We start from the raw sequence: 17287 nt of genomic DNA, 5'->3' as shown, positions 1-17287 counted from the left end.
ATTGATAACTAATTATTCCTTAATGTTGCAACCAAAGTAAACAGCATATGATTCAATGTTCGTAGTCACTGCACAATACTAATAACAAAATAAAATGAGGCAAGGCCCTAAGACCTTGCCTCTTTCACATTTAAAAGTTCAATTATTTCTTATTTTTATTAATGAATGCATCGATTTTACCGATCAAATCATCTACATCAAAATCACCGCGCTCTGCAATCATCTTGATAGTAGCCACCTTAGCCATAACTTTTACCATAGGTGTTTTTAATTTCTCGAATTTAGGATTTAAAGAAATCAAATGATCTACAATATCTGGACTATGTTTAATCAAATTAGACAACGTCGTTTTTGCATCGATATGGAATCGACCATCTGCATCAGCTGTTAATGGTTCTTCCTCTACCTCTTCTGCCGCCTCTTGAGCCAAGGATTTTTCTTTATTACTATCGCCTACAAAGTCAGTTTTATCCCAAGTCAACAATGTACGGGATCCTTCAAGCTCACGGATATGAGTGCAATCTTGCATCATTTCTAGGACACCGCGGAACTTACCATTTTCATCGCGCACCGCCGTGTAGATAACGTAGATAAACAAGCCTGGTTTATTAATCCAGAATTCAGCTTGGCTTTGCTCACCAGAACGGAACTTCTCAACGATTTCTTCTACTACGTGAACAGATTTTGCTGGATGACAATTCTTCACCTCACGGCCAATAACGTTAGCACTGCGAGGGAAAATGCGATGCGGTGTATCACTGTAGAACTTAACGAGTTCATTTTCATCTACATAGGATAAATCTACTGGAAGATGACGGAACAATAAATTGATTTGTTCTAAGGTCAATTTGCCAGTAGCTACGTCTAATACAGCATCTTTACCAACAGGTGCACTGCCTACAGGACCAACATATTTAGACAATAGGCCTGCTAAATCGTTTAAGAATTCGTTAGATACAGCGCCGTTTTGACCGGAGTTATTGGCATTTAGTTGCGCTGCAGAATCATTGATGCCTGGCACTACGTATAAACCTGGTGGATTGATGATAGCATAACCAATTTCATGGTCATTTTTGCTCATGCGCACAAACTCTTCATCACTTAATAATTTAAAGGATGTTGGCAATAAAACCTCTAACTCTTTGGAGTTCAAATCGCGCAATTTTGCCAATGTTTCTGGCACGGATGCTAAGAACTCTTCGTATTTATCTTCCCGAAGCAAGGCATAGGATGCAGAGATAGCATCGCGTACGCCGTCATCGAAGGTCCACATAATACGTGTCGGACGGTCAAAACCATGATCTTCTAGCATAGGATAGAGTTGGTTTTGCTTACGAGAGAGATGCGTTCTCCATTGCGCTAAAGAATCAAAAATACCGAGCCATGGATTTTTAATAAACTTCTCTTGCTTCAACAATTCATCCGCTTCAAGAGCAACCTTTTCAACAGCATTGATTTCTTCTAAGTACACCCACAACGGATGATTTTCAGGATACTCATTTTGAGCGCGTACTAATACGCCATCGAACAAGTTTAATAGGTCATCCATCTTATCTAGGATCTCTTCATCCTTGTAAACACCTTTTAAACTTTGCTCTGCATAAGCAAACTCATCAGGCGTACAAGTGCCAAGTTTTTCTTTTAAAATACGATTGCCTTCTTCCAAGGACAATTTTCCGTCTAAATAATCTTCTTTCACGGACACGATAATTCTGTAGCGTTCATTGTTAATATCTAGCTTTTGTTTTAATGGATTCATATGTGTATACCTCCAAGGGCTAATTCATGATTATGATTTTATTATATCATTTTGAAAGTAATTTTCAGTAGCTATAGATACAGTTTTATTATTTTGTAAAAATTTCTCAACTAGTTTTGATTAATTGTGGTTACAATCCAATTAAACGTAGATTACACAAATAGTGCATCAGCTTAAGATTTCACACAAAAAGCACCCATACCTGATATGTACGAGTGCTTTTATTGGATATTAAAAATTAATATATTCAGTTTTAGAAGATGCTACCGGATTACCATTAGAGTCTGTAGCAGGATTAAATCGCCATGTAGAAATAGTTTCAACGAGAGCCGCATCAACAGCGCTAGATCCACTAGATGCTACAATCTCAATATCCCCTACAGAGCCGTCTTCATTGATGGTAAAACGTACATCTGCACCACGAACAGCACCGCTATAACCGGCAAGAACCGCTTGGTCTACAGCTGGCGTAGATACCGCTGTAGGAGGTTGATAAGGCGCCGCCAATACAGAGGCCACCAAACCAGTTACAAACAATGCGCTCAACATTGTACAACGCAACACTTTATTCATCATTATCTCCTTATTTAGCTGTTACAGCATGCTTAGGCAGAGTAATTGTCATCCCAATAATAGATTCATGAGCCTTTTGATCCGTACCAATGGCAGGTGTGAATTTCCACTGCATGATTGCTTTTTTTACTGCGTCATCAACGGGAGCATAACCAGAGGAACGTTCAACGAAAACATTTTTAACATTTCCTTTTTTATCAATCAAGAAGCGTACGCGCATATCTGGTGACACCGTAGCCGTTTGAGGAATCTCAGGCAACTCAGGTTTTACAATATGAACCTCTCTTGGAGATTCTAAGAACTTTGCCGCATCAGCTGTATAATTACCTAACATGCCGAAAGATGCAACAAGTACAGCTGCAGCAGTGTATCGGAATAATTTAATCATAATAAGCCTCCTTATTCATTTTGTCTATGCATAATATCATACTAAATAAAGATGAATATTTAAAGAATAAATTCTTATTGATAAATTTTCTCATTTATGATATATTGATTTCAAGATAACTGTTCGGACTTACATATCAGGTTGATATGACAAAAAATTACACAAAGGAGGTTCATCATGAGACGTAGAAAGCGTATTCAAATGAAGGTCATGATGGTACTTGGTATCGTTGCCCTCGTTGGGCCTAACCATCTACAAGCACTTATTCCCTAAATTATTTTGACCTTAGCAGAAGAACGTATAACTGCCACTAGCCGCTACGTTAGTAGCGGCTAGTTTTCCGCTTAAATAAGGGTAATTAACAAGATAACTAAAGTTTTTAACGCAGTACCTATAAAAGGAGGTTTATTATGAAAGTCAATCGAATCTTACTAATCGTCGCATCATTAGCACTTATGTTGTTCGTATTAGCAGGCTGTGGAAAAGATGCAGCCCAAGACAGTCAGAAAAAATTAAATGTTGTAGCTACTACTACAATGTTAACAGATTTAGTAAAAGAAATTGGCGGTGACCATGTATCCGTCCAAGGACTCATGGGACCTGGCGTAGACCCTCACCTCTACCAAGCTAGCGCCGGCGATGTAACAACTATGTCTAAGGCAGATGTTGTGGTGTACAACGGCATTCACTTAGAAGGTAAAATGGGTTCCATTTTCGACAATTTAACAAAACAAAATAAAGCTACTATCCGCGTATCCGACGCTATTGATCCAGCCACTCTACTCGACTTTGACGAAGAAGATGGCGTAAAAACTAAAGATCCTCATATTTGGTTCGATGTAGCTAACTGGAAACTTGCTGCCAAAGCGGTTTACGAAGGTCTTGCTAAAGCAGATCCAGCTCACAAAGAGGATTTCAAAAAACGCTATGATGCATACCTCACTAAGTTAGATGAAACAGATGCATACATCAAAACTCAAGCAAAATCTATTCCTAAAGAATCTCGCGTTCTCGTAACAGCACACGATGCCTTCCAATACTTCGCTCGCGCTTATGGCTTTGAAGTAAAAGGTTTGCAAGGTGTAAGTACTGCTACAGAAGCTGGCACACAAGATGTGAATGAACTTGTTCAATTTATCGTAGATCACAAAATTAAAGCGATCTTCGTAGAATCTTCTGTACCACACAAAACCATTGAAGCCGTTCAAGAAGCAGCTAAGGCTAAAGGCTGGAACGTTGCTATCGGTGGCGAATTATACTCCGACTCCCTCGGTTCTGAAGGCACTGAAGGCGGCACATATATCGGTATGGTGAAAGCCAACATCGATACCATCACTAAAGCACTTAAATAAACAATAATTTGATTAACTTAATTAAATACGACAAAGTAAATTTACAGGTCTGGTTACAGTTCGGACATAGGACTTAGATAGTTTTAAATTTACTTTGTTATTGTAAGTACAAGTGCTACTAGCAATATCAGCTAGTAGCACTTATTGATAAAAGGAGGTCTCTATGGAATGGGCCGTTGAAGTTGAAGATATGACCGTAGCCTATACGACAAAACCCGTATTATGGGACGTAGATATGAAGGTACCCATCGGCTCCTTAGCGGCTATCGTCGGCCCTAATGGAGCCGGTAAATCTACATTATTAAAGGCCATGTTAGGCCTATTAACAGTTATCTCAGGTAGTGTTAAGTTTTATATCGACCACCACCTTGCAATGGACAAAAAGGATTACAAGAAAATCGCCTATATTCCTCAAAGCGGTAGCGTAGACTGGGACTTTCCTACTACCGTATTAGACGTCGTACTTATGGGCCGCTATGGTCATCTTGGTTGGTTCAAACGACCAAGTAAAAAGGATAAGGAGCTGGCCCTCTCCATGATTGAAAAAATGGGCATGAGCGACTATGTAAACAGGCAAATCCGTCAACTTTCAGGGGGCCAACAACAGCGTGTATTCCTCGCAAGAGCCCTCGTACAAGAGGCAGACATTTACCTCATGGACGAGCCTTTCAAGGGCGTCGACAAAACGACGGAGCACGCCATTATCTCCCTTTTACAAGAAATGAAAGCGCGCGGCAAAACAGTGATCGTCGTACATCACGATTTAAATACGGTACCTCAATATTTCGACTGGGTAACGATGGTCAATAAGCAAACTGTTGCCTATGGCCCCGTAGTAGATATCTTTACTGATGAGGCCATCGAGCGCACTTACGGCAAGGGGAGGATTGTATGACCATACTCCAGTCCTATACGACACAGATGGTATTGCTCGGCACGGCTCTCTTGGGCCTTGCCAGTGGTATTGCAGGCACCTTCGCTGTACTGCGCAAGGAAAGCCTCATCGGTGATGGTCTCTCACACGCGGCACTGCCTGGTGTCGTCATCGCATTCTTGCTGACCGGTATAAAAGACATTGAGGTACTCATTATAGGTGCTGCCCTGTCCTCCATCACTGCAGCGTGGCTCATAACCATCACCGTAGAAAATAGTAAAATCAAATTCGATGGCGCTCTAGCTACTATACTATCTGCATTCTTTGGCCTTGGTATGGTTCTACTCACCTACCTTCAAAGTCTAAACAATGCAGGTCAGGCTGGGCTTTCAAAATTTATATTTGGACAGGCCGCCACCATATTAGCCCGCGATGTGTACATTACATCGGCAGCAGCGCTCATCATTATCGTTTTAACAGCCTTATTTTGGAAAGAACTAAAGCTCATTTCCTTTGACGTAGAATACGCTAAAACATTGCAAATTCCCGTCACCTTTACACTCATTTTATATCGATCCCTATTGATCATGACCATCATCATCGGCATTCAATCAGTAGGTGCTATCTTGATTAGTTCCCTACTCATTGCACCGGCCGTAGGGGCCCGTCAGTGGACGAACAAGCTAGGTACCATGTGTATACTAGCAGGATGTTTCGGCATGGTATCTGCTATTGGCGGTACCATTTGGAGTACAACAGTACAAAAACTACCTACAGGTCCTGCGATCATCGTCATTCTGTCGGTTATCGTACTATTGAGTCTCATATTTGCACCTAATAGAGGCATCTTGTGGCAATATCGTAGAAACAAACAATCAAAACAAGCTTTATTATCAGAAACTGCAAAGATAAGCCCTGCCGATTTACAACAAAAGATATATAGAGCAGAGGGTGGACAGCCTCGCATAGGAGGTGCACCATGACAGTACATACAGAGATTTTACTCATCGCCATCGCAGTATCCATCGCGTGCGCTATTCCTGGTGTATTCCTTGTGCTACGCCGCATGTCCATGATGGCTGACGCCATTACGCACACCGTATTCCTCGGCATCGTGCTCGCTTTCTTTGTAACGGAAGACTTAAACTCTCCCTTGCTTTTAGTAGGGGCAACCGTAGTCGGCGTAGGAACAGTGTGGCTTACAGAGATGATTCATAACACGGGCCTCGTCAACGAAGATGCGTCCATCGGTATCATCTTCCCCCTTCTATTCTCCATTGCCATCATCCTCGTCAGTCTCTACAGCGGCAACGCACACCTTGACGTAGATACGGCACTTCTAGGGGAAATCGCGTTCGCCCCATTCGACAGATGGATTGTAAACTCCACCGACTTAGGTCCTGTTTCACTATGGATTTCCCTAGGGGTAGCGGTCATCAACCTCGTATTAGTTATGCTCTTCTACAAGGAATTGCAGCTATCTACCTTCGATCCACTATTAGCAGGGCTCTTCGGCTTTATGCCTGCCCTCATCCACTACGTGCTGATGACCATGGTATCCCTTACCGTGGTGGCTTCATTCCAAGCGGTTGGTGCCATCCTCGTTATCGGCCTCATGATCGGACCTGCGGTTATCGCTTATTTATGGACGGACTCTGTGAAAGCCATGCTCACTAGCAGTATCATCATCGGTATTATCTGTGCCGTCATCGGTACGGAAGTCGCTTTCACTCTAGACGTATCCATTGCAGGCGCTATCGCAACGACGATCGGTCTCGCCTTATTAATTGCCGTTATTGGCATGCCAAAGACAGGCTATATTGCAACCTATCTTCGACAACGCCACTTACGTCGTCACTATCGAGAAACGATGATGCTCTGCCACATCTATACCCATATGAATACACCTGTGGTGGCCATTGAAAATGGTATCGGCACCATTCACGAACACTTGAACTGGAAGCCAGACTATACACACCAAGCCGCATCACACCTTAAGAAACAAGGCTTGTTGTATGTAACAAATGGGTACTATATGCTGACCGATAAAGGTGTGGCGCAAGTAAAAGAAATTATTTAAATAATCATATGGATTTTGGTATACACAATGATAGGCAAATCCGTATAGTCTAATTAAAGTAATTGTAGAAACTTAATATTTTCCCAACAAAAAAGAAGCTGAAATCAATTAAGATTTCAGCTTCTTTTATATGGGAACTATTATATTCAGTTTTATTGTAAAACCATAAATAGTTAATTCCTACTCATTTCTAAGCACCTAAAAGACGATTCGCATTTGATACCATTTGGCACCGCCGTGATCAGACTCTGATTCGCCTTCATTTAGAAAACCAAACTTGGCATAATAAGGTATCTTTTCTTCCTTACAGGTTAGAATAACGCCTTTACGTTTTTCCTCTCTCGCAAGGTCGATGAAAGCCTCTATTAACTTACCACCTACACCACGATTGCGGTATTTCGGCATTGTATTCAGACCAAATATCATCTGCCATGCTCCGTTAGGATTATGCAAGGAAGCATCGGCGAACATCTCATCCGTTAAGATTTCATCATCCGTTACAAAACCATCGATAAAACCAATAGGTGTATCGCCGTTAAAGGCAATTAAAAACTGCCCTGCATAATGGTCTAGTCGCTCCTTAAAAGCCTCACGAGGCGCCGCCTCAGCAGGCGGGAAACAAGTTGCTTCTATATGTGTCACTAAATCTAAATCAGCGGTTGTCGCTTTTCGTATTAATATATCCATATCCTTCTCCATCGCATCTACATATCTGATTTAGTATATACCGTTTTACATAACAAAGGCTACACGTAACGCTATGTACGTGCAGCCTTTTATTAACAATGTGACCACTTACTTGCTATACAGATTATCCGACCACTTATCTTTTTGTATATTTAGGTACATTACGATATTGCATTGGCAAGGAATTCTCTTTTATCTTAAATCCATGTTTCTCGTAAAATGGTGCGTTCTTGCTATCACCAATCATAACATTAATGTACAAGTAAGACTTATAAGCCTCTTTCACCATTTCTAACAAATGACCAGCAATACCACGGCCATGATACTCAGGATGAACCAGCACATAATTGATGAAGCACACCAACTCGCTATCATCCATGACGCGAATAAGACCCACTAAACGATCGCCATCCCATGCAGAAATCACGCGCGATGAATTCATAAGAGCCTTGTGTAATCGATCTGGATACTTGCCTACCACCCAACGAACAGCTAAGAATAAATCTGCTACCTGTTGAGAGGTAAAATTCTTATCTTCGGTATACGTAATCGCCATAAAAGCTCCTTCTTAAGATTATAGAACCACCAATAGATATAATACTCTACAATTATTTTCTCTCATGTGGTTTATGTTGAAAAATTTCTTTTACAATCCCTTCACCAACAATAGTGCTGCCTTCCATGATAAGGAACTCAGTACCTTCTTGTAAACTAGAATAATCTACATCCTCATTTGCTGGCAGTACATTGGCACGTATTGGTTTATCAAAGATGACCTCTTCACCATCGATAAAGTTTACACCTAACAGCTGTTCAGAGCCCTTTATAACAAGATGAGGACAGTACTTTCCATTATTCAAATTCGGCGGAGTTCTCCTCTTCTTGCTGAAGAAAGTAACTGTGCAGCAAATAGTAAAATCTAAATCGCTCATCTTAGGCCTCATCAACTACATATACCATATCACCTGTAAAGTATATGTTCATTATACAATGTACAGGATTCCCTTCGGTCCATAACCAACCTTGCAATACAGCTCGACCCCAGTTATAGGTCTCTATAATGACCTCGAATTCACTTTCACTATACTCCTGTTGATATTGAGGCAACTCAATTCTTTTACCCGTGAAAGTATCTAATATTGTACTATTAAAGACGAGAATTTCTAGATCATCTATATCACACGTCTCAAACACAACTTGAGCCTTATGAGTTTGTTCAACACCATTCTCATAAGAGAAAATATACTCAAAAGTAAGGATCAATTTATCATCTTCATATTCTATTTTCTGTACCCTTGCATCGTGGAGAGAATATTTTGGATACTCGCCAAAAGATTTTGTCGTTTTCATTGTTCCTCGATTTTACAAACTAACATCAGATAGTTAAATCTTTTTAGCTTAAAGTTGATAGACATCTCTATAATCTCAAATTTAGTTAAGAGAAAAGAATCACTCTTTTTATAAACACCAACTTCCAGTAGAAAAATTGAAATCGCTTTTGTAGTTTTGTACTTTAATTCCTCTAATATACATTGATATTTCATCTTACTTATTTACCATTCTAAATTAAAGTGGTAAAAAACAATAAGGATATTTTTATTTATAGCCGTCATGCCAAGCATATATAATTGCTCATTACTTTAATACTTACTTCTTTAGATAAGCATTTAGAAAAATCATATTGCTCATAATTTCAGAACACTCTAATATCAACTTATTCTGATTTTTTGATATAGGCTTATATCAAGCACCTATCAAAACAATACATTTGAATAAAGATACAACACTAAAGTAAGGTTTAAATTCCAACAAAAACTTCCACAATTTTTCTAATCTTTTCTAATACCAATTCTTTTTTCTTTTCCCTTGCTCCTAATCTACGTGAAGTCGGCGGAATAATACGATCTAGCTCATCCCCTGCATATTCGACATATCCTTTACTTATAGCCTTTTCTATAAATCGTTTTGCGTCTTCTTTCAAGTTTTCTTCTTCAACTAAAGATATTATATTATTCTCTTTCTCTTTCTTTGCAAAACTGTAGAATGACTCAAGAATATCATCAGTATTTTTCAGCTCAGACAATCTTGTACTATTGATAAAGGACATAATCAATTCTTCTTTTGCCCTTGTACCAAGGCTTGATCTTATTACCCTTCGAACTTCTACTTTTAAGCTTTCTACATCATCATTTTCTTTTGATTTTTCCAATATCAAGGCTAAAATATAGTCCAAATTTATTTCATCTGTTTTAAGCAAATCAATTTGAAACTCAATATCAGAAAAATCAATTTGTTCACCTTCAGAATTTTCATTGTTCTTTAAATTTATAATGTTTTCCCTGATATCAACATAGACACTTTTCATATCCTGCATCTGTCTGTCTGAAATAATTCTTTCAAACTCTTCAAACTCATCAAAGTTTTTCAGGATATTCTCGGCTTTCAATAGCTCACCAAAAAGCTCTACAAATTCTTTTTTATCCGCTTCTAATATAATTTCGGTCGGCTCTGGGAATTTACATATTATTTCATTACATATATCGGTGTACCCCTTAACAACCTTGCCTGTCTCTGCATCTTTGAATCCATGAATGTATTCTTCATAGCTCTTTTCCAAAATGATGTTTACACTGTTTTCGTCGCCAAATGTCTTGATTGCATCTTTTGTAGCTTTTTCCAAATCCCTAAAGCAAACAATATTACCAAATGTCTTTACTTTATTTAGAATACGGTTTGTTCTTGAAAACGCCTGAATAAGACCATGATATCTAAGATTTTTATCAACAAATAATGTATTTAATTTAGGCGCATCAAATCCTGTTAAAAACATCCCTACTACAATAAGTAAATCCACTTCTTTTTCTTTCACTTTTAATGACAAATCCTTATAATAATTTTGAAATTCATTGCCGTTAGTAGAAAAATTGGTTTTAAAGTAACTATTATAGTCTGTGATTACCTTATCTAAAAACTCTTTTGCTGTTGATTTCATAGCAGAAATATCAAAGTTCTCCTCTAGTATTTCTCCAATCGCTCTTTGCGCCTCATTAGCTGCAAAACTGTATATTGTAGCTATTCTAAGTCTCTTTGATTCAGGTAAATTGCTTTGTTGTCTTTCAAATTCTTCATAATATAACTTGGCTGCTTCAACACTTTGCACTGCAAACATGGCATTAAAACCATTAAGCCTTCTATTCTTCAAATCATAAAACACATTACGATGTGTTTTCGTATTAAATACATTGAGAATGTGCTTTGTAATCTCAGTAATTCTTTCAGGATGGAGCAACATTTTATTTTCTAGTTTAGCTAATTTCTTTTCATCTTGCTCTTTCTCTGCAGTTTTAAATTTCGGTGTAATATTGTTATAATCCACTTTGAATTTTAAAACTTTTCCATCACGAATCGCATCTGTAATAACGTAACTGTGAAGCTGTGCGCCAAATATACCTGATGTTGTATCTCCGTTAAGCGAGTTTTCTGGAAAAATTGGAGTACCCGTAAATCCAAACTGGTAATGTCGCTTAAATGATTTCCTTATATTTTTCTGTGCATCTCCAAATTGAGAACGATGACATTCATCAAATATAAGAACACAATGTTTTTCAAAAATATCATGGTTAGAATTTTTCTTTACAAATTCATTTAATTTTTGAATTGTGGTAACTACAATCCGATTATCCTCTCTTTCAATACATCGTTTAAGTTCTTTTGTATCTTTACTTCCGTTTACGCTATCCGGCTGAAATCTTTGATATTCTTTCATTGTTTGATAGTCTAAATCTTTTCTGTCTACCACAAAAAATACTTTATCAATAAAATCCAATGTTGTAGCAAGTCTTGCAGCTTTAAAAGAGGTAAGCGTCTTACCAGAACCTGTCGTATGCCAAACAAACCCGCCTGCTTCAGATTTACCTGCTTTTTTCGCCTCATAACTTGATTTTATCTTCCACAAAATTCGTTCAGTTGCCGCAATTTGATATGGCCGCATAATAAGAAGTGTATTATTGACATCAAAAACGCAGTATTTTGTAAGGACTTCTAGAATAACACGCTTTTCAAAAAAGGTCTTAGTGAAATCTTCTAGATCACAAATTACTTTATTTTTAGCATCCGCCCATTCACAGGTAAACTCATAATTGTTTTTATCTTGTACAGCTGTATTGGCAAAATATCTAGTATACGTTCCATTAGATATAACAAATATTTGAACATACTTATATAATGAGTTTTTACTGTTAAAACTTTCTTTACGGTATCGATGAATCTGATTAAAAGCTTCATGTAAATTCACGCCTCTTTTTTTTAGTTCTATATGTACAAGCGGTAACCCATTTACTAAAATTGTCACATCATAGCGATTTCGACACTTCCCTTCCCCAGTAATCTGATTAGCCACTTGCAGAAAATTATTATGAATATTGTTCTTATCAATAATCTTAATATTTTTTAAATGTCCATCATCAAATATAAAATCATGAATGTGATTTTCTTGTACCTTTCGAGTTTTTTCAATCAACCCATCATTTGGAACATCTAAATATTCAAGCAAAAACCTAGCCCACTCTTCATTTGTAAAAGAAACTCCATTGAGTTTTTCAATTTGGATTTTTAAATTTACATATAATTCATCATTTGATTTTACTATAAGCCGCTCATACCCCTGCGAAACTAGATTTTCAATCATTTGTCTTTCGAGGTCAGCTTCACTTTGATATGTAGTTTCTCTAACTTGAATGTCTTTTTCAAAATTGGCTAGAATAATTCCACCCGTCATTTCTGCAATTGTAGATGTGTTATACTTTACTTTTTCTTCTGACATTCAAATTACTCCTTCCATTTATATTCTCTCTTAAAAGTTTCAAAGAGCAACTTTAATAAATTTTTCTCATGAGGTTTTAATTCTTTTACCTCCATGTCTGAAACTTTATTATGCGATGCCGAGTTAATAAATCGAATATATGCTTTTCTATCCTCATCAGACATACCATCTGCTAGAAGTATATCGCCCCAATTATTATAGCCCAAGAAAGATGCAGATTTTTCCAACAAATTTCTAAATAGCATAAAATGATATCTCTCAACAACATTATCCTCTATTGCCTTCTGAATTATTTCTTTTATAAATAAATGATATCCAAATGGTGTATCATTTTGTCTACCAATAAAATAAACATTTTTATTTTTTTGTAATAAGTAATATTCTTTTTTATTATCTTTTATACGTCTCTCACTTTTTAACTCATTAAATAAAACATTATAGAAAAATGCATGATGTGTTGTAATTATGAATTTTAATTCATCCGTTTTTGATTTAGCTATTGTTTCCCTTAAAGATACTGCCAACTGAATAAGGTGATTATCATCTAAAGAAGTAACTGGATCATCTATAAAAATATATTGAATTTTATTAAATTCATCAGTACTTCTATCACTGATTTCATCAATATTCAACTCTGCAATAATTGTCTCCATCAGAACAAAAAATACAGACCAAATAAAAATGCTTTCTTCGCCCTTTGAAATTTTTATATTTTCAATAGCTCCTTCATCACCAGTAGGTAAACTAAAAGTAATTTCGCCTGTACTTGTATTAATATTAGGTTCAATTTTTGAAGAAGTAAATTCTTTAAATCTTTCTGCTATCTCATTTTCTTTACCATGTCTTTCTATTAAATCAATAAAGCTAGATTCCTTATTAATCTTAAGCTTTCTTTCATTATCATTTTCTAGATCATTATCCCATGAAAATAAATCTTCAGTGAAGGCATTATAATAAAATACATGCTTTATAACTTCATCGTTCTCAAAATCATTAACAAGATTTTTAAATTCCATCGACAATCTTGTTTTTCCTGTTCCATTAAAAGCATACATCAAAGTGACCTTCTTATTAGAATTTTTAATTTTTTGAGCTATCTCGTCTAAAGAGCTATACTCCTCCATACCTTCACCTCAAATCTTAATTTCTACTTTTAAAGTCTAATAATCTCTCTCTATAGTATTCATACTGTTTTTGCCGTAACTCTATCTCTTTTGGTATGCCTATAGAAATATCGTTTATTAACTCATTTAACTTATCAAGAATTGAAACGATATATTCTTGAACTTGTAGAGACGGTATTGGAACCTTTATTTTTTCCATATCTATTAATGAAATTTCAATAACTTTGACACCTCTTGCTAACTTATTTTTTTGACTTAACAAATAGTTCGCTCCATTAAAAACATATGAAAGATATTTAGGATTTTCATTATGTCTAAATATTGCTGCATGACCACCAGTGACAACAGTTTCACTACCTAAGTATGCCACAGTTTTCATAACATCTTCTATATTTTCAGAGGTTTTTGCAATAACCAAATCACCATAATTAACTTTTTTAAGTTTTTTCATATCATTTTTGCTTACACGTACGATTGGATTTTCTACAAACAAATTATATTCTGTATAAATATGTCCATAATGAATTGCTCCAACATTTCCATTATCATTAAACAAGCTCTTAGGCATTCCTGTTCCATTTTCAAATACTCCTAACTGCCCCAAAGCTTTCCATTCAACGTCAAACAGCTTACTACCAACCAAATCTGCTGCTCTTTTTAATAATACAAAATAGCTATTAGAAATTATCTGTCTGTCTGTCTGTCTGTCTGTCTGTCTGTCTGTCTGTCTGTCTGTCTGTCTAGAAATTGTTCCGCCTGCATTATCAAATGTCAAGAGCTTTTCACGATAATATTCATATTGTTTTTGTCTTTGCTCAATTTCTTTTGGCAACAACCCCTTTGCATCAGAAAGTAATGATTGAAAACTATCAAGAATCTGAATCACTTTACTTTGTATTTCTAGTGGTGGTAAATCTATTTTAACTTTATTTAAAACGGATTGTGTAAGACTTGGTCTTGTGGAATCTGTACTTAATTTACTAATATTGTAATTTTCTATAAAGTAATAAAAATACTTAGGTATAATCTTTTTATCATTTATTTCTGTATAGAAAATAGTATCTACATTCCAAAAGGGTTCATCTACGTAAAACACATTTTCTATTGAGCCTTTTCTTGGTATTAAAACAGAAGGCTTATTATATACATATTGATCCACATAAACACACATTTTACCGCCACTACCGTATACAGGGATTTTTCCTTCGCCTAAAGATTTCCAGTCTTTTCCATGCTTAATTTTTACGACATCTTCAATGAAAACTGATTTAAACACATATTCTTTTTGGGGTAAACACCAAAATTCTTTTGATAGCTTATTAAGATATTCCTCACTTAAAAGTATATCCCTATAATACTTATATTGTTTAGTTCTAGCCTGTAATTCAGCCTGTAATTCAGCCTGTAATTCAGAAACACAATTCGTAAATTTATCAAGTATTTTTACAATTTTTTCCTGTGTTTCTATCGATGGAATAGGTATTAGGGTTTCTTTTAAAAAAGAAAAGTGTCTTTTATATTCCCCCATCTTTTCATAAAAATTTAAAATTGCATAATATAAATATCTAGAATATAAATAATTTTCATCTGTTTTTAATACTTTAATCCCATCTGCCCCTTGGGCAAATTGAAAATCAACATATTTTAAAGTCTCTGTGTGATCTCCAAATATCACATACGAATAACTTTCAAAAATAGCATTAATATCATTGGTATATCCAACAATAAATTTTTGACCTTGATCTATTATTGGATAAAGACCTTCTTCTAAATACTCATTTTTTTTAATTTTTCTTTTTGGTGAGATTACTTTTACTTCTTTTATCTCCCCTATTTTTTTCCATTCAACCTTTTCATTTTTTAATAGCTCATCTATTTTACTCATCATCAAGCTCCTTTACAATTTCGTTTATTGAGCTTCTTAGTTTATCTATTTTCTTAACGGTTTTTTCAATTCCTTTGTTTAAAACTTTTATATCAATAACTTCCCTGGTATCTTTTTTTTCCACATAAGTCGAAACAGAAAGATTATAATCATTTTCTTTACTTTGTATTTCTGTTATATCAACATATCTAGAAAAATATTCTATTTCTGATCTATCTCTAAATTCATCAATTATTGTCTTAATATTTTTTTCTTCTAAAATATTATTATTAGTTTCCTTTTTAAATTCTTTACTTGCATCAATAAACAAAATTTTATTATCTACTTTGTTCTTAGCCATGACTAAAATACAAGTAGCTATTGATGTTCCAAAAAACAAGTTTTCTGGAAGCTGAATTACGCAATCAATAAAATTATTGTCAACAAGGTATTGTCTAATTGTCTTTTCAGCACCTTTTCTATAAAAAATTCCTGGAAAGCATACTATAGCTGCCCTACCTTTACTTGAAAGGTAGGATAATGAATGCATGATAAATGCATAGTCGGCATAAGATTTTGGTGCTAACTTTCCTGCCGGTGCAAATCTTTCATCATTTATTAAGGTTGGATCAGCATCTCCCACCCATTTAATCGAATATGGAGGATTTGAAACAATGGCATCAAACGGCTTTTCTTCTCTATGCAAAGGGTTTATTAATGTGTCGCCCCTTTTTATTGAAAAATTATTATAATTCACATTGTGAAGAAACATGTTCATACGAGCCAAGTTAAAGTTGGTCATATTAATTTCCTGTCCATAAAATCCTTCCTCAATAATATGTTCATCAAATTGCTTCTTCATCTGAAGCAGTAAACTTCCACTGCCACATGTAGGGTCATATACCTTATTAATATTATTTTTTCCATCCATAACAAGTCTTGACAAAAGTTTTGAAACTGTTTGTGGGGTAAAAAACTCTCCACCAGATTTGCCTGCATTACTCGCATACTTTGAAATCAAATACTCATACGCATCGCCAAAGGCATCTATCTCGTTATCCTGAAAATTTCCAAAATTAATTTCAGCTATTCCTGTTAATATATCTGCCAGCCTTTTATTTTTTTCTACGACCGTTCCACCTAAACGGTTACTTGTTGTGTCCACATCTTCAAATAAACCTTTGATAGCATCTTCCGATGCAAATCCAACTGCACTTCCTTCAATTGCTTTAAATATATTAGCTAAATCTGTATTTAAATTTTCATTATTCTTAGCTGTTTTAACAACATTTTTAAATAGTTGACTTGGTAATATAAAAAAGCCTTTATCCTCAACTGTATTTGGTCTAAAATACTGCTCTGCTTCTTCATCAGAAATTTCAGCGTAATCAAATTCTAAGTCACCAGCTTCATACTCGGCAGAATTGAAAAATTCAGTAATATTTTCAGAAATAAATCTATAAAACAAAATCCCTAAAATATATTGTTTAAAATCCCACCCATCTACTGCACCACGAACATCATCAGCAATAGCCCAAATTTTTCTATGCAGCTCTGATCTTTGTATTGTTTCATTATTACCCATAGTTAAGTCTGACATCCCTTTCTACCTCACTTTACTTGATAGATACCTTGATTCATGTTTTATCATCTATTTTCTGGTATAAAAATTTCTGTTTTTTCCTTATTTTAGTTACACTACACAAAAAGTTGATTCTTATCCACCTTGCATATAGTTTAATTATTTTGAGACATCTTTACACC

The 17287-nt window shown here is 35.7% G+C and carries 15 protein-coding genes; 4 read left to right on the top strand and 11 right to left on the bottom strand.

Annotated features, from left to right (window positions below):
* Nucleotides 1–142: 142 nt before the first annotated feature.
* From KH364_RS03680 to KH364_RS03670, 3 genes are all read right to left on the bottom strand, one after another.
* Entirely contained in the window at nt 143–1759 is a 1617-nt protein-coding gene (locus KH364_RS03680; protein WP_273298649.1) for a PAS domain-containing protein, read from the bottom strand.
* 231 nt (nt 1760–1990) lie between these two features.
* Nucleotides 1991–2332 carry an energy transducer TonB gene (locus tag KH364_RS03675; protein ID WP_273298733.1) on the bottom strand — a complete coding sequence of 114 codons (342 nt, stop codon included), beginning with the start codon at nt 2330–2332 and terminating at the stop codon, nt 1991–1993.
* A gap of 10 nt (nt 2333–2342) precedes the next feature.
* Nucleotides 2343–2720, bottom strand: a complete 378-nt coding sequence (locus KH364_RS03670; RefSeq protein ID WP_273298648.1) for an energy transducer TonB — start codon at nt 2718–2720, stop codon at nt 2343–2345.
* Between the two features lie 410 nt (nt 2721–3130).
* Between KH364_RS03670 and KH364_RS03665 the strand changes: the two genes are divergently transcribed.
* The 4 genes from KH364_RS03665 (at nt 3131) to KH364_RS03650 (ending at nt 7026) form a co-directional block, all read left to right on the top strand.
* The gene (locus KH364_RS03665) at nt 3131–4072 is read left to right on the top strand and encodes a zinc ABC transporter substrate-binding protein (RefSeq protein WP_273298647.1); all 942 of its coding nucleotides are present in this window, start codon (nt 3131–3133) and stop codon (nt 4070–4072) included.
* 163 nt (nt 4073–4235) lie between these two features.
* Nucleotides 4236–4967, top strand: coding sequence for a metal ABC transporter ATP-binding protein (locus KH364_RS03660; RefSeq protein WP_273298646.1), 732 nt, complete (start codon nt 4236–4238; stop codon nt 4965–4967).
* A complete protein-coding gene (locus tag KH364_RS03655) occupies nt 4964–5929 on the top strand; it encodes a metal ABC transporter permease (protein WP_273298645.1) in 966 nt (321 codons plus the stop codon). Before KH364_RS03660 ends, KH364_RS03655 begins: the two co-directional genes overlap by 4 nt.
* The gene (locus tag KH364_RS03650; protein ID WP_273298644.1) at nt 5926–7026 is read left to right on the top strand and encodes a metal ABC transporter permease; all 1101 of its coding nucleotides are present in this window, start codon (nt 5926–5928) and stop codon (nt 7024–7026) included. Before KH364_RS03655 ends, KH364_RS03650 begins: the two co-directional genes overlap by 4 nt.
* Before the next feature lie 198 nt (nt 7027–7224).
* Here KH364_RS03650 and KH364_RS03645 read toward each other — a convergent pair whose 3' ends face one another.
* The 8 genes from KH364_RS03645 to KH364_RS03610 form a co-directional block, all read right to left on the bottom strand.
* Nucleotides 7225–7713 carry a GNAT family N-acetyltransferase gene (locus KH364_RS03645; RefSeq protein WP_273298643.1) on the bottom strand — a complete coding sequence of 163 codons (489 nt, stop codon included), beginning with the start codon at nt 7711–7713 and terminating at the stop codon, nt 7225–7227.
* A gap of 136 nt (nt 7714–7849) precedes the next feature.
* Complete coding sequence (locus tag KH364_RS03640; RefSeq protein ID WP_273298642.1) at nt 7850–8269, bottom strand: GNAT family N-acetyltransferase; 420 nt, start codon at nt 8267–8269, stop codon at nt 7850–7852.
* Nucleotides 8270–8321: 52 nt separating this feature from the next.
* Nucleotides 8322–8645, bottom strand: a complete 324-nt coding sequence (locus tag KH364_RS03635) for a hypothetical protein (RefSeq protein WP_273298641.1) — start codon at nt 8643–8645, stop codon at nt 8322–8324.
* 1 nt (nt 8646) lies between these two features.
* Nucleotides 8647–9063 (bottom strand): hypothetical protein, encoded by a 417-nt coding sequence (locus KH364_RS03630; RefSeq protein WP_273298640.1) that lies wholly within the window; start codon nt 9061–9063, stop codon nt 8647–8649.
* Between the two features lie 448 nt (nt 9064–9511).
* Nucleotides 9512–12535, bottom strand: coding sequence for a type I restriction endonuclease subunit R (locus KH364_RS03625; RefSeq protein WP_273298639.1), 3024 nt, complete (start codon nt 12533–12535; stop codon nt 9512–9514).
* A gap of 5 nt (nt 12536–12540) precedes the next feature.
* A complete protein-coding gene (locus tag KH364_RS03620; RefSeq protein WP_024066259.1) occupies nt 12541–13659 on the bottom strand; it encodes an AAA family ATPase in 1119 nt (372 codons plus the stop codon).
* A gap of 16 nt (nt 13660–13675) precedes the next feature.
* Entirely contained in the window at nt 13676–15544 is a 1869-nt protein-coding gene (locus KH364_RS03615; RefSeq protein ID WP_273298638.1) for a restriction endonuclease subunit S, read from the bottom strand.
* Entirely contained in the window at nt 15537–17123 is a 1587-nt protein-coding gene (locus KH364_RS03610) for a type I restriction-modification system subunit M (protein WP_273298637.1), read from the bottom strand. The genes KH364_RS03615 and KH364_RS03610 overlap by 8 nt, the downstream gene beginning before the upstream one ends.
* Between the last annotated feature and the right edge of the window lie 164 nt (nt 17124–17287).

It is taken from the genome of Veillonella sp. oral taxon 158, assembly GCF_018376515.1.
GTDB classification, from domain to species: Bacteria; Bacillota; Negativicutes; order Veillonellales; family Veillonellaceae; genus Veillonella; species Veillonella rogosae.
The sequence above is the reverse complement of the archived record's forward strand: the minus strand, read 5'-3'. Positions and strand labels throughout refer to the sequence as shown.